Raw genomic sequence first — 19384 nt, 5'->3', positions numbered from 1 at the left:
TTCTATGCCTCGCACGCTGATCACCGGAGGCGCCGGATTCCTTGGTTCCCACCTGTGCGACCGCTTGATTGAGGAAGGACATGAGGTTATCTGCCTCGATAACCTGATCACCGGTCGGATGGACAACGTCGCCCACTTGATTGGGCATGAACGTTTTCGCTTCATCAAGCAGGACGTCACCGAGTACCTGTACATCGAAGGCCCGCTGGGTTATGTGCTCCATTTTGCCTCTCCTGCCAGTCCCGTCGATTATCAACGCCTTCCGATCCAGACGCTTAAAGTCGGCTCTCTTGGCACGCACAAGGCCCTGGGCCTGGCTAAGGCCAAAGGCGCCCATTTCCTGCTGGCGTCGACCTCAGAGGTCTACGGCGATCCCATCAGCCATCCCCAGCGGGAGGAGTACTGGGGAAACGTGAATCCGGTCGGCCCACGCGGAGTGTATGACGAGGCGAAGCGGTTCGCCGAGGCAATGACCATGGCCTATTACCGGTATCATGGCCTCGACACCCGAATCGCCAGGATCTTCAATACGTACGGCCCACGGATGCGGCCCAACGATGGTCGGGTTGTGTCTAACTTCATCAACCAGGCGCTCCGCGGCGAGCCCCTGACGGTGTATGGCGACGGATCGCAGACCAGAAGCTTCTGCTACGTCTCTGATTTAGTTGAGGGATTGTACCGCCTGCTGATGTCGAATGAGGTTAATCCGGTAAACATCGGGAACCCGAAGGAATTCACGGTTCTTGAGCTGGCCCACATGGTCCTGAAGGTGGTTGGCGGATCGTCCACTGGTTCGACAGGGTTCACCGCAGGCATTGAGTTTCGCCCGTTACCGCTGGACGATCCTCGTGTCCGTCAACCGGATATTGGCCTGGCAAGGGCGACACTCGGCTGGGAGCCAAAAGTGCAGATTGCTGAAGGGCTTGCGCTTACTATCGAGTATTTCCGCAAGCAAATGGCCGGTTTTTCCTAAACCCTCTACCTCATCCCCTACACCCTGTTCTTCAATAGACTGGCGTCAGCCAGTGAGCGTACTTCTTCTGCTTTCCTTTGACCACGTCGAAATAGAGCGCTTGAATCTTTGAGGTAATCGGTCCGATCCTGCCGGTACCCAGCGGCCGTTTGTCCACCTCGATCATGGGCGAGACCTGTGCCCCCGTTCCGCAGAGAAACGCTTCATCGGCAACGTACAGCTCAGTCCTGCCGATGGGCCGCTCGATCGTCTCGATGCCCAACTCCTCCCGAGCCAGCTCGATCACTGTCTCGCGGGTGATCCCTTCCAGGATATCCTCGGACAGGGCAGGTGTGATTAACTTCCCCCCCCTGATGAGAAAGATATTCTCTGCCGATCCCTCAGAGATAAAGCCCTTCTCGGTAAGGAAGATCGCCTCATCGTAGCCATGTTCGAGGGCCTCGGTTTTGGCCAGGGCGGAGTTGACGTAGCCGCCGGTCACCTTACAACGGGCCGGGATGCTGTTATCATTGATTCGGCGCCAGGAGGAAAAGCCCACCTTGATTCCCCTTGAGACGTCGATGTAGTCGCCAAGCGGCAGTGTGTACATGGCGAAACCGGCGGAATAGCCGATGAACTTTGGGCCGATCCCCTCGGAATCGACATACGCAATCGGCCGGATATAGGTGTCGGTTTCGGGGTGGTTTCTCTTGAGCAATTCGAGGGTGATTTCCGATAACTCTTTCTCGTCCTTGCCGATATTGAGCTTCAGGACTCGGCAGTTCCTGAGCAATCGGACGTAGTGTTCCACCATGCGGAACAGGTAGAGCTGCCGCTCTTCCAGGTTCCAGTAGGCCCGGATCCCCTCGAAGATGCCGGTCCCGTACTGGAAGGTATTGTTCTGGATGCTGACCTTGGCTTGATCAAGCGGAACGAACTGCCCATTGAAATAGGCGTACGTCATTGTGGCCCTTTCTCTGCTCACTAAGCAATACCTGAATACCGGGCTCAACCTAGCCGGAATCACATGAAAAGTCAACAGATTTTGGGCTTGTTAAGAACAGCTTAACTTCCTCTTGACATAGGACAATCTGGAGCGCAAACTTCCAAAGAATGGCAGTTACTTCTTGCATGCGATGGGTGAGAACCACTTTACAGGAGGAAGCGAGGGTGAGAAAAGCGACTGTTCGAGTGATTCTGTTAACTGCGTTAGCCGTGAGCTCCGCAGGGGCCTGGACAGCCGTGCCGGCCGCCGCCGAGCTCAAGGCTCCGGAGAAGTTTATGACCTTTTGTGTTCCGTGTCATGGCCCAGCGGGTAAGGGAGACGGGTTGGCAGCCGCTTCTCTGAATCCCAAGCCGCGGAACCTTACGGACGGGACGTATATGAATGCCAGAACCGACGCGCAATTGACCAATGTTATCAAGAACGGCAGCGCAGCCGAGAAGCTAAGCCCGCTGATGACCGGCTACGGCAACATGCTTAACGACAAGGAGATCAAGGAGATCGTTGCCTTCATCCGCGCAGCGGCGGTCCCGAAGTACCAACCGAAGAAGTAGAGGCACGTTGCAACGTGCCTCTACCGACTGGGAAACGACAGCTCAAGGGAGTGCGCAGTAGGATGTGCCTGCGCCACGAGTCGGTCCAGGTCAAGGGGGCGCTCGGCAAGTTCGACCTCGCGGTGAGTCGTGTGCGTCGCCACCTGCCTTGGTAGAAACATCGAGCAACAGTCTTGGTCGGGGAGGACAGAGACATCGTAGCTGTCAATCTGCTGCGCCTGCTGTGTGATCTCGTCTTTATCCATTCCAATTAAGGGGCGCAGAATCGGCAGGGTGGATGCCTGCTCGATGACGGCGATATTTTCAAGAGTTTGTGACGACACCTGGCCGAGACTCTCACCGGTCACCAGAGCTTGGGCGCCTTCCTTTTGGGCGATCTGTTCGGCGATCCGCAGCATCAGCCGCCGATACACAAGGACCCTCAGGCGTCCCGAGACGCGAGAGACCACCTCCTGCTGGATTTCGCCGAAGGGCACCAGGTAGAGGCGAGAGGCAAACTGGTACCGGGTGAGCAGTCGCACCAGCTCGATCGCTTTGTCTTGTGAGGTTCGGTCGGCGAACGGCTGGCTATGGAAGTGGACGAAAACGACACGGCAGCCGCGCTTCATCATCCGGTAGGCCGCAACCGGCGAATCGATCCCGCCTGAGAGCAGACACGCGACAGTCCCGCTGGTCCCCACCGGCAAGCCCCCAGGACCCAAGCACTTCTCGAAATAGACAAACGCCTCTGCGGGGAGCAGTTCAATGTAGATGGTCAGGTCCGGATTGGTGAGATCGACGCTGGCGCCAGAGATGTGCTTGACTCTGGCCCCGATCGTCTCGTTGATCTCCTGGGAGGTCTGTGGAAAGGTCTTGAAGGCGCGACGGGCTGCCACGCGAAAGCTACGAAATGCACGGCTCGAGACCTCCTCTTCGATCCGCTTCGCGAGCAGCTCCAGGTCCGGCGCCATCGCGAGGGCGGGGGAGAAGTTCGCAATTCCGAAGACCCGGCTCAGCCGCTGCCGCAGGACCTCCCACGAGGTTTCCTCGCGCATCTCCAAGAATAGCCGACCGGCAGGCCGACGGAGCGGGCCGCAATCGAGATCACGCGTGGCCAGCAGGAGATTGGCCTCAAGCTGCCTCAGAAAGAAGCCTCGATTTTTCCCCTTGAGGGCGATCTCGTGGTAATGGATGAGGGCGCCCTTTACCGATGGTCGTACCATCGCGTTGCCTCCACTCTTCACAATGCCTCCTGGCCTTCTGCTCTCCCATCCTAACACGTTCCCCGTGATCGGCAATCGAAATCCCCCCTACTCCCTTTTGTAAAGTATCTTCAGCGTAGGTCGGGTTAGCGCAGCGTAACCCGACATCCTCCTGCGAGCCGTCGGGTTACGGCCATAACGGCCTAACCCGACTACACCCTACACCCACTACCGGGGCCTTGAGATGGGGCATACGCAAGACGCGATAACGCAACAGACATTTTCTATGGAAACCCTTGACAAGTCCCTAGAACGGCTGGAGAATCTCGGCAATCGTTGGAGTTCCAAGGACGTAATAGGCCGACCAGCCTAACACTGATAGTCTGACTAGGCTAATCGATAATTGGGCCGCACTACGCATCATGCAATATCCGATCGATAAGATTTGCGTGAGACAGGCCATCACAGCTGATGTCACCCAGCTTTGCGATTTGCTCTTGCTGTTGTTCGCGCAGGAGGCCGACTTCAAGCCCGATACCGAGCGGCAGGCGCGTGGGCTTCGTCTCATTGTCGAGCAGCCGGAGGTTGGGTGCATTTATTGCGCGACTGACGGGGACAGGATCGTGGGCATGGTGAGTATCCTCTTCACCGTGAGCACAGCCGAGGGCGGTCGCGCGGCGTGGCTTGAGGATATGATTGTGCATCCGAGTCGGCGCGGGCAGGGTATCGGCGAGCGGTTACTGCATGGGGCCATCAGTGGAGCGCGGGCTGCTGGCTGTAGTCGTGTTACGTTGCTCACGGACGCCACGAACAGTTCAGCCATGCGGTTCTACGGACGGGCTGGCTTTATTCGTTCCCAGATGATTCCATTCCGCCTGAGTTTATGAGACCAGAGATTGATACCGTGCAGCCCACGCCGATCGAGACCGACGCGAAAAGAACGCGCGGCACGTCGCCATGACGTTAGCGCTATCCGAAGCCTTGATGAGTCTGCATGGCTAATGCAGGCTGACGCATATGAGAACCACGCTCAGTATCGATGACTCGCTCCTGAAGAGGGCCGAGCAATTGACCGGGGTCAGCGAGAAGACCGCCTTGATCCGGCGGGGGCTGGAGGCCCTGATTGCGATGGAGAGTACTCGTCATCGTGGGCGCTAACTACCGCGCCTTACAACAGGCTTTGATGGGAGGAGACGACCATGCATGTGACGTTTGAAGAAGCGCAGCAAGCCGTTGAGGCTGCCATGAAAAAAGCTGAGGCAATCAGCACCCAGATGTGTATTGCGGTCGTGGATTCCGGGGCCAGCTTGAAAGCCTTTGCTCGGATGAATGATGCCTGGGTCGGAAGTATCGATATTGCGATCAAAAAGGCTAAGACTGCCTGTTTCTTCGGGATGCCCACGGGTCAAATCGGCAAGCTCTCTCAGCCTGCCGGTCCGCTGTTTGGGATTGAGCACTCCAATGAAGGCTTAATTACCTTTCCTGGAGGGCTTCCCATTGTGAACAGAGACGGTATCCTTATTGGAGGGATTGGAGTAAGCGGCAGTTCGGTTGAGAACGACCATCTTGTCGCCAAGGCCGGCGTTGAGGTCATTGGACTGTCCGATCTTCCAGACCACCCATGGCGAACATAGGGAGTCATCAACACCCGCACGAGCCGTTCGTGGTGAGCCTGTCGAACCACGGGTAGAACACGTCGGTAATATTGCCCTTCGACATGGCTCAGGGCGAACGGTAAATATAGCGGGGATCCTGCAGGTCACCCCTTCCGCGATGGAGATCCTTTGCAATGAAACCACTCCTGGTCTTTCAGCACATCGGGTGTGAGACCCCGGGCATCTTCCTGGACGTGCTCCAAGCGCAGAAACGGCCCGTGGAGACGGTGAGGTTGTACGATGGCGATCAAGTCCCGAGTGATCTTTCGCCATATTCCGGGCTCCTGGTCATGGGCGGGCCAATGAGTGTCAACGACGAAGCTGACTTCCCGTGGTTGAGGACAGAGGATCGACTCCTGAAGGAGGCGCTGGCGCTTGATTTTCCCACGCTGGGCATCTGTCTCGGTTCGCAGCTCATCGCCAAGGCGGCCGGCGGGACCATCCGCCAAGGGCCGCGCAAGGAGATCGGCTGGTACCCGGTCCATCTCACCATGGCGGCGCGACACGATCGGCTGTTCGGCGGGTTCCCTGCGTCGATTAAGGTGTTCGAGTGGCATGGCGAGTATTTCGACATGCCGCCTGGGGCCATCAATCTGGCCAGGTCAGCGCTCTATGAGTGCCAGGCCTTTTCGATTGGTCGCAATATCTACGGTCTGCTGTTTCACCTCGAGGTCACGGCGTCGATGGTCTCCGACTGGGTCAGGACCTTTACGCAGGAGCTTGAAGGGGTCAAGGACTATATCCGGCCCGATACGATCCTTGAACAGCTTCCAGCACGGATCGACGCACTTAATCGGCGGGCCCGGATTCTCTTCTCGCGCTTTTGTGAGAGCCTACGCTAACTGCCGGGCGGTTTAAGGCGGACTACAGTTGCTCCCCATCCCCCGGTCTGCGGCGGCGCATCGGCAAAGGACAGAACATCGGGATGGTTCATCAGGAGTTGCCTGATGACCGCCCGCTGCGTACCTGTACCCTTCCCGTGAATCAGGCGGACCTCCGATATTCCTGCCTGATGGCACTGCCATAGATATTCCTCGACCACCGAGGCGATCTCCCTCGGCGCGAAGGCGTGCAGGTCGAGGGCTTCTTCGATGGGAAGCTTCACCGGCTCCTCGAACGGCTGATCCGGCGCAGTTCTCACGTCATCATCCTGGCCCGTTGTCTCACGAGTTCGCAGCGGCAGTCATGTCATGGGTGTGTTCCGGGCGCCAGGTTACAATCGGGAAAACAGGGTGAAGAGTCGCTGGCCGATGATGCCGACGATTGGGGGCAGGAGCAGGCTCGGTACCGTCCTGGCCGTGACAAAGGCCCAGCCGAGGAACGGGACCTCCCACGTGAACATCCGTATCGGCGAGAGGAGCGACTTGGCAGTGATGAAGGTGAGCAGCGGCCCGACCCCTATCCCCTCCTTCAAGAGCGCGGCTGCCAAAGGGAAGACGACATACGGCCCGCCGGGCATCAGCAGGCCCACCAGCCATCCGAGTAAGATGCCCTGAAAGCCGGACTCCTCACCCATCCATTTGACGAGCAGCTCTCGGGAGACGAGCACCTCGAAGAGGCCGGCCAGACAGAAGCCGAGCAGCAATGGAAGCCAGACCTCCTGGAGCAGCCCAAACCCCACCTGAAAGCCCCGCAGCGGCAGATCCTTCCCTTTCGTAAAGGCCCACGCGACCATCAGGATGGTGAGCCCTCCCATGACAAGGACGTCGGTATCCATTGTCTTTTTCCCCCTCGGTATATCCGCTTTGTCGGACAAACCAGTCCTCCCTTGGTCGAAGGCCTGATGACGACTCAGGGCCGGGAGAGGCCGAACTTCTTCAGCCGATAGCGAAGGGTGTCTCGGCTGAGGTGGAGCAGCTTGGCCGCTTTGGTCTTATTGCCGCCGCTTTCCCGTAACGCCTGCTCAACCAACGACCTTTCCCACGCCGCCAGATCGATCCCCTCCGGTGGGAGAGCCCCTTGGGTCAGACCAGCAGCAGGCAGAGCGTCGGACGGCGTGATCTGCGGTGAAGGGGCCAGGGAGAGCTGTTCAACAGACAGGCGTTCCCCGTGGCTCCACAGGACCGCCCGCTCGATGACGTGACTCAGCTCGCGAACGTTGCCAGGCCACGGATACTCGCACAGGATGCGGACCGCCCTGTCGTCGATCGCTCGGACCGCCTTGCCGTACTTGGCGTTAAATGTATCCAGGAAGTGGGTGGCGAGCATCAGAATATCTTCGCCACGCTCGCGAAGCGGTGGAAGATCGATGGTGATGACGGCGAGCCGATAGTAGAGGTCCTTTCTGAATCGTGCGGCCTTGACCTCATGTTCGAGGTCCCGATGAGTGGCGGCAACGATGTTGACATCGACCCGTCGATCCCGTAGCCCTCCGACCCGGCGGATCACCCCCTCTTCGACGGCTCGCAGTAGCTTGCCTTGCAGTGCAAGCTCCAGGTCCCCCACCTCGTCCAGGTAGAGGAAGCCTCCATCAGCGGCCTCGAACAGGCCCATCTTTGATTCCTTGGCGTCCGTGAACGCTCCCCGCTCGTACCCGAACAGCTCCGCCTCCATCAACGTGGCAGGTAACGCCGTGCAGTTGATCTCGATGAACGAGCGTGAAGCCCGCCGGCTGTGGCGGTGCAGTGTACGCGCCACCAGCCCCTTTCCGGTTCCCGTCTCCCCCGCGATCAGAATGGGTGGGGGCTCCTCTAAGGCGGCGATTTGCCGAATCCTCGCGATGATGTCGCGGACCGCGTCACACTTGCCGATGATCCCCATGAAGGGAAGTTCCCGGACCTCTCGCTCCCGGTAGTAGGAGAGCTCCTGCCGCAACCGGGAGCTCTCACACGCCCGGTCAGCCAGCAGCTTCAGCTCATCCAGGTCAACCGGTTTCTTGATATAGTCGAACGCCCCCAGCTTGACCGCCTCCACCGCCCCTTCAATCGAGCCGTAGGCGGTCATGACAATGATGGCAATATTGCGGTCGAACTCTTTGATTCTTCTCAGCAGCTCGATGCCGCTTGTGCCCGGCAGGCAGACATCGAGGAAAACCAGGTCCGGACGGAAGCGATCCAGCAGATCCAGCGCCTTATCGGCGTTCTCAGCGACCTCTGCCTCGTACCCTTGCTCGGACATGAACAGTTTGATCGAGCGGGCAAGGGTGCGCTCATCATCCACAATCAACAGCGTAGAGGAGTTCATGCGATCCTGTCCCGGTCACTCGATACGGCCGGCAGTGTAATCCTTACCGTTGTTCCGGCTCCTGGCGCGCTGGTGATGTCAAGATGACCGCCATTCTGCGCCACATACCGTTTGGCAATGGCGAGACCAAGGCCGGTCCCATCCGCCTTTGTCGTGAAGAATGGATCACAGACCGACGGGAGCAGTGGTATGGCGATCCCATCCCCGGTGTCGGTGATCTCCAGGACCACGGATTCTGACGTGCCGTGTTCCGGTTCGCGGTACCCCCGGATCGTGACAGACCCGCCCTCGGGCATAGCATCAAGCGCATTGGAGAGGATCTCACTCAACGCTTGCTCCACCTGAATAGGATCGATATAGACCTCCGGCAGGTCGTTCATCGGGTCGATCTCAAGCCGGATACCACGATCCCTGAGCGGCCCGGCGAATGTGGGCACGAGACCCTCAATCAGCCTCGGGAGTTGTTCCGGCATGGGACGAAAAGGTCCCGGTCGGGAGAAGCTGAGCAGATGAGTAATGCGGCGGTCCAGTCGGTCCACCTCGGCGATGACCATCCTCAAGTGCGCCTGCGCTACAGGTCCATCGGATACGTGACGAAGGGCGACTTGGGCCGCGGCCCGAAGACTCGCCAAGGGATTGCGCAGGCCGTGAGCGACTGCGGCTGACATCTCGCCTATGGAGGCCAGTTTTTCAGATTGGATGAGTTGCGTCTGGGTCGCTTCCAGCTTCTTGATCTTGGCTTCCAACTCGTGGTTGAGCCAGGCCATCGACTCATGGGAACGTTTCAGGTTCTCGGTCATTCCGGCGAACGCCTGGGCCAACTCGCCGATCTCGTCTTGCGAATGGACCGCTACCTCGTGATCCAGGCGACCTGCTCCCACCACCTCCATTGCCGCCTTGAGCTGATGGATCGGACGCGCCAGCCCCCTGGAGATCAGGACCGAGGCGGCCACCCCGAGGACCAAGGACAGCAGGATCACCAATGAGAGCAGCCGCTGTTCCGTCTGCAGGATCGCCTCGAGCCTGGCGTAGGCCCGTTGCAGACTGTGTGCGCGGGCTGCGCCATACACCTCTTTATTTTTCGCGCTGAGGGCGGGCAGGAGCCGGCCTTTTAACTCCGTATTGGCCAGGGTCAGCGCTGCCTTTCGCTGTTCGGCCTGGTACAGGGAGATGATTCGCTTGCCAACATCGAACATCTGGGTGTGGAGCTGCTCGACGTCTGTGGCGAGATCCATTTCATCGAGTGTCAGTGTCAGCTTCCACCGGCGGAGGCGCTCCTCGATCTCCGGCTCCAGCCGGAAGAACTCCGCCTGCGCCTCATGGTCCGTCCCGGTGAGAAACCCCCAGATTTGGCGACTTTGGCGGAACAGGACCGTTTCGAGATCGGCATACGTTCGGGTTCTCGCCATACTCTCGCCGAGCGCCCTAAGGGCTGCTCGTTCCTCCCGGTTATTCCAGATGGCCTCTGCGCTGATCAGCAGAACCGGTACAACCATGAGCGCGAAGCCGAGTAGTAACTTGCGTTGGAACCTCATGGTTAAGACTTTAGCCGTCCTGCTTCAGCGGCGTCAAGGGAAAGTTATGGCGTGCAGGGGCAGGCCTCGTGCTTGCCCAGCGTGGTGAACGCGCAGCGGAATTGTCGAGTTCTTGCCTATCATCCGTCGGGCAGGGGGGTCGCTCGCATAGCCCCAGTCGCGACCCCCCTGAATCCCCTTGACAGGGGTGATGGCGTGGAGTTAGATGAAGGGAATCGTAATCCGATCAGAGTAGACGGAGGTGGGAATGGCGAAGGTCCTTAGCATTATCCCCGAACGGTGCACCGCCTGCCGGGCCTGCGAGTTGGCCTGTTCCGTGAAGCACACCGGCGAGTTTAACCCCACTCGATCGCGCATCAAGGTCAGCATCTTTCTTGAAGAGGCGGTCTACATCCCTACCGCCTGCACCCAATGCAGCGAAGCCTGGTGCGCGAAGATCTGCCCCACCACCGCTATCCTTCGCAACGACGACTACATGGCGTACTACGTGGACGACAACAAATGTGTCGGTTGTAAGATGTGCGTCCTGGCCTGCCCGTTCGGGGCGATAGAGCTGTATGCGGATCACGGCAAGGCCGAGAAGTGCGATCTCTGCCTCTCTATCGACGGCGATCCGGAGTGCGTGAAGTTCTGCACGCCAAAGGCGCTGCTCTTCACCGATGAAGATGCGGGCCCCAAGGCCAAGCAGGCCGCTACCGCCCTTCGGATGAAGGAAGTTTACAAGGAAGTGGCAGGCTGATGGGCTGGACCGGGACGATCCTCAGGGTCAACCTGAGCAACGGCAGCGTGACGAAAGAGCCGCTGGATCTGCAACTTGCCAGGGCCTACATCGGCGGCCGGGGCCTAGCGACCAAGATCCTGTACGATGAAATCGATCCACGGCTCGATCCGCTTGGACCGGCCAATAAACTGATCCTCGCCACCGGTCCGCTCACCGGCACGAACGCCCCCACAGGCGGCCGGTACATGGCGGTGACCAAGTCGCCGCTTACCGCCGCGATCGCCTGCTCCAACTCCGGCGGGTATGTCGGCGCGGAGATGAGGTACGCCGGGTATGACCTGGTGATCGTGGAGGGGAAGGCGCCGCATCCCGTTTACCTCTGGATCAACAACGACCGGGTGGAGATTCGGGACGCCGCCCAGGTCTGGGGGCAGTCCACGCACGAGACCGAGGATGCCCTTCGAGCGGCCACCAGCGCCGAGGCGAAGATCTTGAGCATCGGACCGGCGGGTGAGACGCTGAGCCTCACCGCCTGCATTATCAACGACAAACATCGGGCAGCAGGGCGATCCGGGGTGGGCGCCGTGATGGGCTCAAAAAACCTGAAGGCGGTGGTCTTTCGGGGCACTCGGTCGGTGAAGGTCGCGCATCCCCAAGAGTTTATGCGGGCCTGTTTGACGGCCGTGGCGAAGCTCAAGGCAGATCACGGTTCGGGAGAGGGCTTGCCGACGTACGGCACGCCAGGGATCGTGAACGTCATCAACGCGCATGGCTTCATGCCGACCAACAACTTTCAATTCGGCCAGTTTGCCGGCGCCGATAAAATCAGCGGCGAGACTATCCATGAGGAGATCTTGATCCGGAATAAGGGCTGCTTTGCGTGTACCATTGCCTGCGCGCGAGTCACCGAGGTCAAGGCCGGAACGTTCAAGGGGTCGGGCGAAGGACCCGAATACGAGACTGTCTGGGGTCTTGGCGCCATGACCGGCGTGGACGATCTGGCGGCAGTCACCAAGGCGAACTACCTGTGTAATGAGCTGGGGATGGACACTATCGAGGCGGGTGTGGCCATCGCTACCGCCATGGAGCTGTTCGAGCGGGGCTACATCCCGGAGCGCGAGATCGGCCGCTCGCTTCGTTTCGGCGACGCGGATGCCCTAGTAGAGATGACGGAGAAGCTGGGCAGGGGGGAGGGGTTTGGCGCACTGCTCGCGCTGGGCGGTGCGCGGCTCGCTGAGCGGTACGGCCACCCTGAGCTGTTCATGGGGGTCAAACAGCAGGCGTTCGCTGCGTACGACGGACGAGGGGCCCAGGGGATCGGGTTGGGGTATGCCACTTCCAACCGGGGCGCCTGTCACCTGCGCGGCTACACCATCGCGGCCGAGGTATTCGGCGTTCCTCGGAAGATGGATCCGTTCTCCACCGAAGGGAAAGCCGCCCTGGCCAAGGCGTCCCAGGACGCCACCGCCTTCGTCGATTCGACCGGTACCTGTGTGTTTACCACCTTCGCCCTGGGGCCTGCTGATCTGCATGCCATGTTGGAGCTGGCGACTAATGCTGGCTATACGGAAGAGGAAGTCGTCAAGATCGGCGAGCGGATCTGGAACCTCGAGCGGCTCTTCAACCTCAAGGCCGGTTTCAGCGCCAAAGACGATACCTTACCCCGTCGCATCCTGGAAGAGCCGATTCCGGCTGGCCCGGCCAAGGGCAAGGTGGCCCGCCTCGGCGAAATGCTGCCCGAATACTATCGCCTTCGAGGCTGGGACCCGCAAGGCGTGCCGACGCCAGAGAAACTGAGGGATTTAGGCCTCTACCCTACACCCTAAAACCCTATACTCTATCTTTTATGGCTGAGGTGAGGTTCCTGGGGGCGATCCGGAGGGCTGCAGGAATGGCCACGTTCGGGATCGATGCCGGAACGGTGGAAGAACTCCTGGAAGCGCTGAGGCAGGTCATGCGCCCCGCATTCCGGGAGTTCGTGTTTGAGGGGGAAAAGCTCAAGCAGGACATCGAGGTCCTGGTCAACGATCGGAACATCGCGCTTCTCGACGGTCTGAAGACAACGCTCACCCCATTCGACCAGGTAACGCTGCTCATCAACGGCACCCGAGGGTTCCCGGGTGGTTAGTACCCTAAGCGGCAGCATTATCGCTCTCATTAGAGATCTGGGGACCGGGATATGCTGACCAGCATACTCAGTAGCTAAGCAACACGGCGCCAAACCTCTCGTCAGGTTCAAGTTATGGCAGACAACATCATTCCCTATATCGAAATGTGCCGACGAGAAGGTACAAGTCTTCAACAAGGAATGAATTTCGGTCTCGGTGGCAATCACTCTGTTATTTTGATGTCAGTCCGACGGAATGCCCCCTACCGCGACCGGCTTGAAGACGGGGGCACGACATTGATCTACGAGGGTCATGACGAGCCGCGTGGGTCTTCCTCCCCAAACCCGAAGGTAGTCGATCAGCCGGAGCACTATCCTTCGGGTAACCTGACGCAAAACGGCAAGTTTCACAAGGCAGCTCAAGACGCCAAGGCAGGACGGCGCCAGCCCGAGAGAGTTCGAGTGTACGAGAAAATTCATGTGGGAATCTGGTCCTACAATGGCATCTTCCACCTTATAGATTCCTGGCAGGAACGGGACGAGTATCGGTTAGTATTCAAGTTTCGCCTGGTGGCCGTCGAGGGGGAGGAAGATTTCAGCGTACCGCCAAGTATGACTCCGGTTCGTCGTCGAATCATCCCAACCGCGGTCAAGCTTACTGTCTGGAAGCGTGACGGTGGTAAGTGCGTCGTGTGCGGTGCCTCGGATGAACTCCACTTCGATCACGATTTGCCGTGGTCGAAGGGCGGAACTTCGTTAACCGAAGCTAATGTTCAATTGCTGTGCGCACGGCACAATTTGGTGAAGCATGACCGAATTCTTTGACGAGCTGCCTAGCTGACGGGTGGAGCCGACGTTTCTCTAGTCTGTGCAACCCTACAACTGTGGGGAGTAGCTCATTCGCCACATTGAGTGCCTTCTTGAAGTATTCCGTAAAGCACCACAGAAAGATATCTCAGAACGCTTCCATGACATGGGGGGTGAGCAAGGAGGTCAGCATAGGGATTGGGCGCGTCCGCGAGATCTGGCGATACCCGGTGAAGTCCATGATCGGCGAGCGGCTCGATCGTGGTCACGTGGGCACTCAAGGATTATGGGGCGATCGAGGTTGGGCGATTCGAGATGAGGCGACCGGGGAGATTCATAACGCGAAGCGCCACCCCATCCTGATGCAGTGCTCGGCGATGTACCGCGCAGAGCCACGCGCCGACCACATTCCGCACGTGGACATCACACTCCCCGACGGCGTCACCGTCTCCAGCGACTCGCCGGCTGCCTCGCAGCGCTTGTCGGAGCTGATCGGACGGTCCGTGACCCTCCGCCCGGTGCAGCCGGCCGCAGAGACGGCGTATTACCGTAGACGCGAGCCAGGCGCCGCTTTGCTTGGCCGACTCTGGGCGTATCGACCGGCTCGTCGCCTACTGCAACGGCTCATCCTCCGCGGTCCGGTCGCAAAGGAATTGCGGACGGCGCTGGGGCGCGAACCAGAGGAACCATTGCCCGATTTATCCGGCGTTCCTCCAGTCGCGTGGGAGTATTACACGCCGCCTGGCACGTATTTCGATCTCTTCCCGATTCAGGTGCTGACAACGTCCACGTTACAGTTGATGTCGCAGTTGAATCCGGCCGCCAATTGGGATGTCAGGCGGTTCAGACCCAACGTACTGGTGGACACCGAGTCTGCGATTGGCGCCGTGGAGAACGACTGGGTTGGCCGGGCGATTCGTATCGGTAATCTCGTCGTTAAAGGTGAACTTCCCACGATCCGTTGCGCGATGCCGATGCACGCCCAGGCGGATTTACCGCGCGATCCATCGGTGCTGCGAACGATCGTCCGTGAAGCGAATCAGTGTCTAGGGGTGTACGCGTCGGTCATTGAGGCGGGCAGCATTGGCACGGGCGATCCAGTGGAACTCGCACCTCATTCAGTTACTTAGCGCCAGTTGAGGGCTGGTACAATGAAACTCAGGGAACTCAACTATGGGTAAGCTTCATCACGTCATCATCGGGGCGAGTGCGGCAGGCTTGGCAGCCGTTGAGGCGATTCGGCGAGTGGATAAGGACTGCCCGATCACAGTCGTCTCCAAAGAACCGATGCCGCTCTACTCGCGGGTTGGTCTTACGCACTTCATTTCTCGTGAGGTCGGCTACGACGGGATGCGGATGCGGGACGATGGCTATTTTGACCAGATGAAGGTGCGGGGGATAATGGGGGTCGCTGCTCTCGCCGTCGATCCTACGGTCCGCCGAGTCAGGCTCAGCAACGGCGAGAATCTGGCCTATGACAACCTGCTGGTGGCGTCGGGCTCTCACGCTGTGATGCCACCGATCCCGGGGACGGATCTCCAAGGCATTTACCCCTGCATCACCAACCATGACGCCAAACAGATTGACGCGGCGATCCCCAGCGCGAAAGAGGCCGTGGTGATCGGCGCCGGCCTGATCGGGATTCAGGTGGTGGATGCGTTTGCTCGTCGCGGTCTGAAGACAACCGTCATCGAACAGATGCCGCACGTGATGCCGGCCATGGCCGACGCGGTCTCGGCTGTGATGGCGGAGGAAGCGCTTCGGGAAGCCGGGGTAACGGTCAGGTGCGGCGTCAGGGCGACGGAACTGTTGGGCAAGGATGGTCACGTCACCGGGGTGAAGGTTGACAGTGGAGAGGTGTTTCCGTGCCAGCTTCTGGTGATGGCTGCTGGCGTCGCGCCCAACCTCGACTTTCTCAGCGAGACCGGCGTGAAGATGAACCGCGGTCTACTTGTGGATGCCTACCAGCGGACCAGCCTGGATGGGATCTATGCCGCGGGCGACGTCGCTGAGACGGTAGATATGTTCAGCGGCAAGCGAGCGGTGAACGCCATCTGGCCTGAAGCGCTGAACCAAGGCAGGATTGCCGGGCTGAATATGGCCGGGGTGTCCACCGCATATGAGGGGTCAATGGCCATGAACGTCACGACAGTCATTGACACCCCGATCGCCTCAATCGGCCTGTGGAATCCAAAGGTTGGTTCGGGCTATCAGATTCGGGAGGTCCGTGACGACGGAAGGCAGACCTACCGCAAGCTGATCTTCACAGGGGAACAGCTTGTGGGCGCGATGCTGGTGGGCGACTTCGAGGATGCTGGGATCCTCCACAACATGATCCGGACCCGGACAACCTTTACCTTGAAGCCGGACCACCTGGCGCCATCCACCATCCGCTGGGGAACTGTTCTGCGAGCGATCAAAAAGGCCGGTAGGGTGTGAAGATCGAGGTGGCGCTGTACGCCGCGTTATCTCAGTACCTGCCGAAAGGCTCCCAGGGCCACAAGGCGACCATGGAGTGTGCCGATGGGGCGACGGTCGGACAGGTGGTCGACCAACTCGGTATTCCCAAGCCGCGCCCCACGATGATCCTCATTAACGGCCTCCAAGTCGACGAAGATACTCCACTCAAGGATGGGGACCTTCTTGCCCTGTTTCCGCCTCTGGCCGGTGGACGCGACCCTAGCCTGAGTACTCAGAGGGCGAGGCAACAAGGCATGATTATCGATCGCCTCGTATCGCTGACTGGGTTGTTTGCAGGTGGGTATGGGCCTTGGCTAGGAGATCCCGGGAGTTCTTGAAGGTCAGCCGACTCATGGCGAGGTCATAAGGAAGCCAGTCGAAACCGATATGTTCATGGGAAAGGCTGACCTCGGACTGATCCGTTTCTGCAAGGAAGTAGATGACAGTCTTGAAGATCCCGATCCCTTTCTGTCGGAAGAAATATCGGAGCGTCTGTTTGTAGCCATCTACAAAGGAGACCTCGGCGATTCCGGTCTCCTCCTTCAGCTCACGTATGGCCGTTTGCTGCGCATCTTCGCCAGGTTCGATGTGTCCCTTGGGGAAGTCCCAGTGGCCTGACCCGTAATGGAGGAGCAGGTAGTGCGGCTCTGGCGCTTGCCTGAATAGGATTACCCCCGCGGAGATCTCGCGCGCCATATCACCTCAATCCTGTTCCATCCGTTCACTCAGCCACGAATACGAGCGCCTGAAATCGGCGCCATTTTCTACTTTCCTTAGGCCACCCATTATGTTATATCATATTACATGAGCGAAAGGTTGGCTTCATGCCCGCCGTTTAAAGTCTATGGCATCAATCTGGTAGTCCGGATGCTTCGAGAACCGCCGGATACGCTGACAGTTCACTGCCCACGTGGCGCCTCCATCCGATACGGCCAGGTTGTGATGGCCGGCGACGGTTTTGACGAAGGGTCGAATTCCTTCCGGGAGATGCCGCCGCCAGAGGCGATTGTCGCCTTCGAGGAGGCCTCCGAAGGTGTGGAGGGGCATTATTTCTACAGGAACAACGAGGAGTATCGGGTCCTCTCGCTGGATTCGATCATCATCGCCTTCCCGCAGCCCTAGCTGACTTTAGCCCGGCGACAGCCCGTCTCGTCTATCTCTTTTCGGCCCAGCGTTTCTCCCTGACTTCTGTCCGTGTTCGCTCGAGCACACCCCTGTCCTAGTCGGTCCGGCCTCCCATGAAATCTTTATGGTAAAGGTCTTGCTGCCAATAGCCTCTCGATCTCGGCCTTTGTGGGTAGTGATTCTTGCGCGCCGCGCTTGGTCGTGGTCAGGGCGCCGGCTGCGTTCGCAAAGCGCACGATGTCCTCTAATACCCGTAATCGGCCTGTACGAAGCGTGTCGGTTTGAGGTTTCCCAGCCAAGGCCGCAGCCAGCGCACCATTGAACGCGTCACCGGCGGCGGTCGTATCGACCGCCGCCACCGGGATAGCCGGTAGATGTTGCACGATCGATGCCGTGCACAGCAGCGCCCCTTGAGCTCCAAGCGTCACGATGACAACGTGTGGGCCGCGCAAGAGCAGCGCCTTGGCCGCCGCCGCAGCGCTGGGCAGGTCGGAGACCGCGATCCCTGTTAAGGCTTCGGCCTCGGTTTCGTTCGGTGTCAGCAGATCGACGTGACGGAGAAGATCGTCCGATAAAGCGGATGCCGGCGCCGGATTTAGGATCGTCGTCATCCCGTGAGCCTTGGCGAACTGTAGCGCCCGCTCGACGGTAACGATCGGGATCTCGAGCTGCACGAGCATGACGGTCCCATGGGCCAGGAAGGGTTCGTGCTGCTCAATGACTACAGGCAGGAGCAACTGATTGCTGCCAGGCGCCACTGCGATCTGATTCCGCCCCTGTCGATCGACAACGATCAGGGCGACGCCCGTCGGAGCCGACTCGTCCCGGAGCAGACCATCGGCCGGGAGCCCCGCCGCGACGAGGTCTCGACAGATCCGGTCACCGAATGGATCACGCCCGACCTTTGCCAGGAACCGGACCTCGGCTCCGGCCTTGAGCGCCGCAACAGCCTGATTCGCCCCCTTGCCGCCGTTTGAGAGGAGTAGTTCTCCGCCGAGGACCGTCTCCCCCTCCCGCGGTAGCCGGGAGGCAATGACGGTCAGATCAAGGTTTGCGCTGCCGATCACGACAACCTGTTGGCTTAGGCAAGCGGCCGGCATATCCGCTCTAAAAAAAGGGCCATGAACCGTCCGGCGTCCACCTCCATACACACCTGCAGGTTTGGCGTCTGTTTCCATTCCTCTTTGATCTGGCGCCTGTCGGCAATCGTCATTCCGCGAGATGGCCCGTTGCCCGTCTCTACCTCGACATGCAATGGCCGGCGCGTCACGAGCGATGGATCGATCGCGACACCGACAGCGAGCGGATCATGGAGCGGGATCGCGGCACACCCCGCCCGCCCCTGTTCAACGCCAAACAGTCGCTCGGTAGTATCGCGGACGAACTGGGTCACGCGACTGTCGATGTGCCGGACTACCGCGTCGATCAACTCCGTCCTGAGCATGATTCGCTGCGTGACATCCAAAGGGACGAGGGTAATCGGCAGGCCGGAGGTAAACACGAGCCTAGCAGCCTCTGGATCGGTGTGCAGATTAAACTCCGCCCCCGGTGTCACATTACCCGGCGCCTGGATCGCCCCGCCCATGATGATGATCTCTTTGACCTTGGCCATCTGCGTCGGGGTCGCTTGGATCGCCATCGCCAGATTGGTCAGCGGCCCAAGGCAGATCAGGGCCATCTCCCCTGGAGCGGCACTGATGAGTTCGGCGATGAGGGCTGGGGCGGGTTGGGTCGCGAGGAGTTGTTGTGGTTCTGGGTACCGGGGCATCCCTTCCCCTGTCTTGAAACGGGACAACTCCCCCAGACCGTCCTCACCATGGTAGTCCTCGGCAGTGCGCAGCGGCCGTATCAGGGGGTGTGCTGCACCTTTGGCCACCGGGGGTCGTGGGTGCGGATCCGCCACCTCAAGCAGCAGGCAGGCGTTCCGCGCCGCCTGCGCCACCGGGACGTTGCCGGCCACGGTCGTGATCGCCTCGACAGATAGCTCTGGAGAGGCGAAGGCGAGGATTAGCGCCAAGGCATCGTCGATGCCGGGATCGGTATCGATGATCACACGCGTTGGGGGCATTCGCTTTGCTCCTTTGCGGCCATTGTAGTTGAG

At 59.6% G+C, this 19384-nt stretch carries 22 protein-coding genes and 1 pseudogene; 13 read left to right on the top strand and 10 right to left on the bottom strand.

The window, feature by feature from the left end; genetic code table 11:
* The first annotated feature begins 4 nt into the window (after nucleotides 1–4).
* Nucleotides 5–973, top strand: a complete 969-nt coding sequence (locus tag PHV01_RS07230; RefSeq protein WP_337290483.1) for a UDP-glucuronic acid decarboxylase family protein — start codon at nucleotides 5–7, stop codon at nucleotides 971–973.
* Between the two features lie 31 nt (nucleotides 974–1004).
* Here PHV01_RS07230 and PHV01_RS07225 read toward each other — a convergent pair whose 3' ends face one another.
* Nucleotides 1005–1916 carry a branched-chain amino acid transaminase gene (locus PHV01_RS07225; protein WP_337290482.1) on the bottom strand — a complete coding sequence of 304 codons (912 nt, stop codon included), beginning with the start codon at nucleotides 1914–1916 and terminating at the stop codon, nucleotides 1005–1007.
* Nucleotides 1917–2122: 206 nt separating this feature from the next.
* Between PHV01_RS07225 and PHV01_RS07220 the strand changes: the two genes are divergently transcribed.
* Nucleotides 2123–2509 (top strand): cytochrome c, encoded by a 387-nt coding sequence (locus tag PHV01_RS07220; protein WP_337290481.1) that lies wholly within the window; start codon nucleotides 2123–2125, stop codon nucleotides 2507–2509.
* A 20-nt stretch (nucleotides 2510–2529) separates the two neighbouring features.
* On the opposite strand, the gene thiI is transcribed toward PHV01_RS07220, so the two are convergent.
* Nucleotides 2530–3711 (bottom strand): tRNA uracil 4-sulfurtransferase ThiI, encoded by a 1182-nt coding sequence (thiI, locus tag PHV01_RS07215; protein ID WP_337290480.1) that lies wholly within the window; start codon nucleotides 3709–3711, stop codon nucleotides 2530–2532.
* A gap of 401 nt (nucleotides 3712–4112) precedes the next feature.
* On the opposite strand from thiI, the gene PHV01_RS07210 reads away from it, so the two are divergent.
* The 4 genes and pseudogenes from PHV01_RS07210 (at nucleotide 4113) to PHV01_RS07195 (ending at nucleotide 6187) form a co-directional block, all read left to right on the top strand.
* On the top strand, nucleotides 4113–4577 hold the full coding sequence (locus tag PHV01_RS07210; protein WP_337290479.1) for a GNAT family N-acetyltransferase: 465 nt from the start codon (nucleotides 4113–4115) through the stop codon (nucleotides 4575–4577).
* Nucleotides 4578–4707: 130 nt separating this feature from the next.
* Nucleotides 4708–4833: pseudogene (locus PHV01_RS07205) on the top strand (type II toxin-antitoxin system VapB family antitoxin); the annotation flags it as partial.
* 56 nt (nucleotides 4834–4889) lie between these two features.
* Entirely contained in the window at nucleotides 4890–5324 is a 435-nt protein-coding gene (locus PHV01_RS07200) for a heme-binding protein (protein WP_337290478.1), read from the top strand.
* 155 nt (nucleotides 5325–5479) lie between these two features.
* Nucleotides 5480–6187 carry a type 1 glutamine amidotransferase gene (locus tag PHV01_RS07195; RefSeq protein ID WP_337290477.1) on the top strand — a complete coding sequence of 236 codons (708 nt, stop codon included), beginning with the start codon at nucleotides 5480–5482 and terminating at the stop codon, nucleotides 6185–6187.
* Here PHV01_RS07195 and PHV01_RS07190 read toward each other — a convergent pair.
* The 4 genes from PHV01_RS07190 to PHV01_RS07175 all read right to left on the bottom strand — a co-directional run bounded on the left by PHV01_RS07190 (nucleotide 6184) and on the right by PHV01_RS07175 (nucleotide 10063).
* A complete protein-coding gene (locus PHV01_RS07190; RefSeq protein WP_337290476.1) occupies nucleotides 6184–6486 on the bottom strand; it encodes a Smr/MutS family protein in 303 nt (100 codons plus the stop codon). The genes PHV01_RS07195 and PHV01_RS07190 overlap by 4 nt on opposite strands.
* Before the next feature lie 72 nt (nucleotides 6487–6558).
* A complete protein-coding gene (locus tag PHV01_RS07185) occupies nucleotides 6559–7062 on the bottom strand; it encodes a permease (RefSeq protein WP_337290475.1) in 504 nt (167 codons plus the stop codon).
* A 74-nt stretch (nucleotides 7063–7136) separates the two neighbouring features.
* Nucleotides 7137–8528 carry a sigma-54 dependent transcriptional regulator gene (locus PHV01_RS07180; protein WP_337290474.1) on the bottom strand — a complete coding sequence of 464 codons (1392 nt, stop codon included), beginning with the start codon at nucleotides 8526–8528 and terminating at the stop codon, nucleotides 7137–7139.
* Nucleotides 8525–10063 carry an ATP-binding protein gene (locus PHV01_RS07175; protein ID WP_337290473.1) on the bottom strand — a complete coding sequence of 513 codons (1539 nt, stop codon included), beginning with the start codon at nucleotides 10061–10063 and terminating at the stop codon, nucleotides 8525–8527. The genes PHV01_RS07180 and PHV01_RS07175 overlap by 4 nt, the downstream gene beginning before the upstream one ends.
* A gap of 247 nt (nucleotides 10064–10310) precedes the next feature.
* Between PHV01_RS07175 and PHV01_RS07170 the strand changes: the two genes are divergently transcribed.
* The 6 genes from PHV01_RS07170 to PHV01_RS07145 all read left to right on the top strand — a co-directional run bounded on the left by PHV01_RS07170 (nucleotide 10311) and on the right by PHV01_RS07145 (nucleotide 16137).
* Complete coding sequence (locus tag PHV01_RS07170; protein ID WP_337290472.1) at nucleotides 10311–10802, top strand: 4Fe-4S dicluster domain-containing protein; 492 nt, start codon at nucleotides 10311–10313, stop codon at nucleotides 10800–10802.
* Entirely contained in the window at nucleotides 10802–12610 is a 1809-nt protein-coding gene (locus tag PHV01_RS07165; RefSeq protein ID WP_337290471.1) for an aldehyde ferredoxin oxidoreductase family protein, read from the top strand. Before PHV01_RS07170 ends, PHV01_RS07165 begins: the two co-directional genes overlap by 1 nt.
* Nucleotides 12611–12675: 65 nt before the next feature.
* Nucleotides 12676–12912, top strand: a complete 237-nt coding sequence (locus PHV01_RS07160) for a hypothetical protein (RefSeq protein WP_337290470.1) — start codon at nucleotides 12676–12678, stop codon at nucleotides 12910–12912.
* Between the two features lie 114 nt (nucleotides 12913–13026).
* Nucleotides 13027–13716 carry an HNH endonuclease gene (locus PHV01_RS07155; protein ID WP_337290469.1) on the top strand — a complete coding sequence of 230 codons (690 nt, stop codon included), beginning with the start codon at nucleotides 13027–13029 and terminating at the stop codon, nucleotides 13714–13716.
* Nucleotides 13717–13871: 155 nt separating this feature from the next.
* Nucleotides 13872–14828, top strand: a complete 957-nt coding sequence (locus tag PHV01_RS07150) for an MOSC N-terminal beta barrel domain-containing protein (protein ID WP_337290468.1) — start codon at nucleotides 13872–13874, stop codon at nucleotides 14826–14828.
* A gap of 43 nt (nucleotides 14829–14871) precedes the next feature.
* On the top strand, nucleotides 14872–16137 hold the full coding sequence (locus PHV01_RS07145) for an FAD-dependent oxidoreductase (protein WP_337290467.1): 1266 nt from the start codon (nucleotides 14872–14874) through the stop codon (nucleotides 16135–16137).
* Nucleotides 16138–16163: 26 nt separating this feature from the next.
* Here the strand turns inward: PHV01_RS07145 and PHV01_RS07140 are convergent, their stop codons facing one another.
* On the bottom strand, nucleotides 16164–16304 hold the full coding sequence (locus PHV01_RS07140; RefSeq protein WP_337290466.1) for a hypothetical protein: 141 nt from the start codon (nucleotides 16302–16304) through the stop codon (nucleotides 16164–16166).
* Between the two features lie 112 nt (nucleotides 16305–16416).
* The gene (locus PHV01_RS07135; RefSeq protein ID WP_337290465.1) at nucleotides 16417–16854 is read right to left on the bottom strand and encodes a bis(5'-nucleosyl)-tetraphosphatase; all 438 of its coding nucleotides are present in this window, start codon (nucleotides 16852–16854) and stop codon (nucleotides 16417–16419) included.
* Between the two features lie 108 nt (nucleotides 16855–16962).
* Between PHV01_RS07135 and PHV01_RS07130 the strand changes: the two genes are divergently transcribed.
* Nucleotides 16963–17280: a hypothetical protein gene (locus PHV01_RS07130; protein ID WP_337290464.1), complete on the top strand. Its 318-nt coding sequence runs from the start codon at nucleotides 16963–16965 to the stop codon at nucleotides 17278–17280.
* Nucleotides 17281–17405: 125 nt separating this feature from the next.
* Here PHV01_RS07130 and rbsK read toward each other — a convergent pair whose 3' ends face one another.
* Both rbsK and PHV01_RS07120 read right to left on the bottom strand, forming a co-directional pair.
* Nucleotides 17406–18383 (bottom strand): ribokinase, encoded by a 978-nt coding sequence (gene rbsK, locus PHV01_RS07125; protein ID WP_337290463.1) that lies wholly within the window; start codon nucleotides 18381–18383, stop codon nucleotides 17406–17408.
* Nucleotides 18365–19351 carry a nucleoside hydrolase gene (locus PHV01_RS07120; RefSeq protein WP_337290462.1) on the bottom strand — a complete coding sequence of 329 codons (987 nt, stop codon included), beginning with the start codon at nucleotides 19349–19351 and terminating at the stop codon, nucleotides 18365–18367. Before PHV01_RS07120 ends, rbsK begins: the two co-directional genes overlap by 19 nt.
* Nucleotides 19352–19384 lie beyond the last annotated feature (33 nt).

Origin of the sequence: Candidatus Methylomirabilis sp. (assembly GCF_028716865.1) — a bacterium.
Taxonomy (GTDB): Bacteria; Methylomirabilota; Methylomirabilia; order Methylomirabilales; family Methylomirabilaceae; genus Methylomirabilis.
The sequence above is the reverse complement of the archived record's forward strand: the minus strand, read 5'-3'. Positions and strand labels throughout refer to the sequence as shown.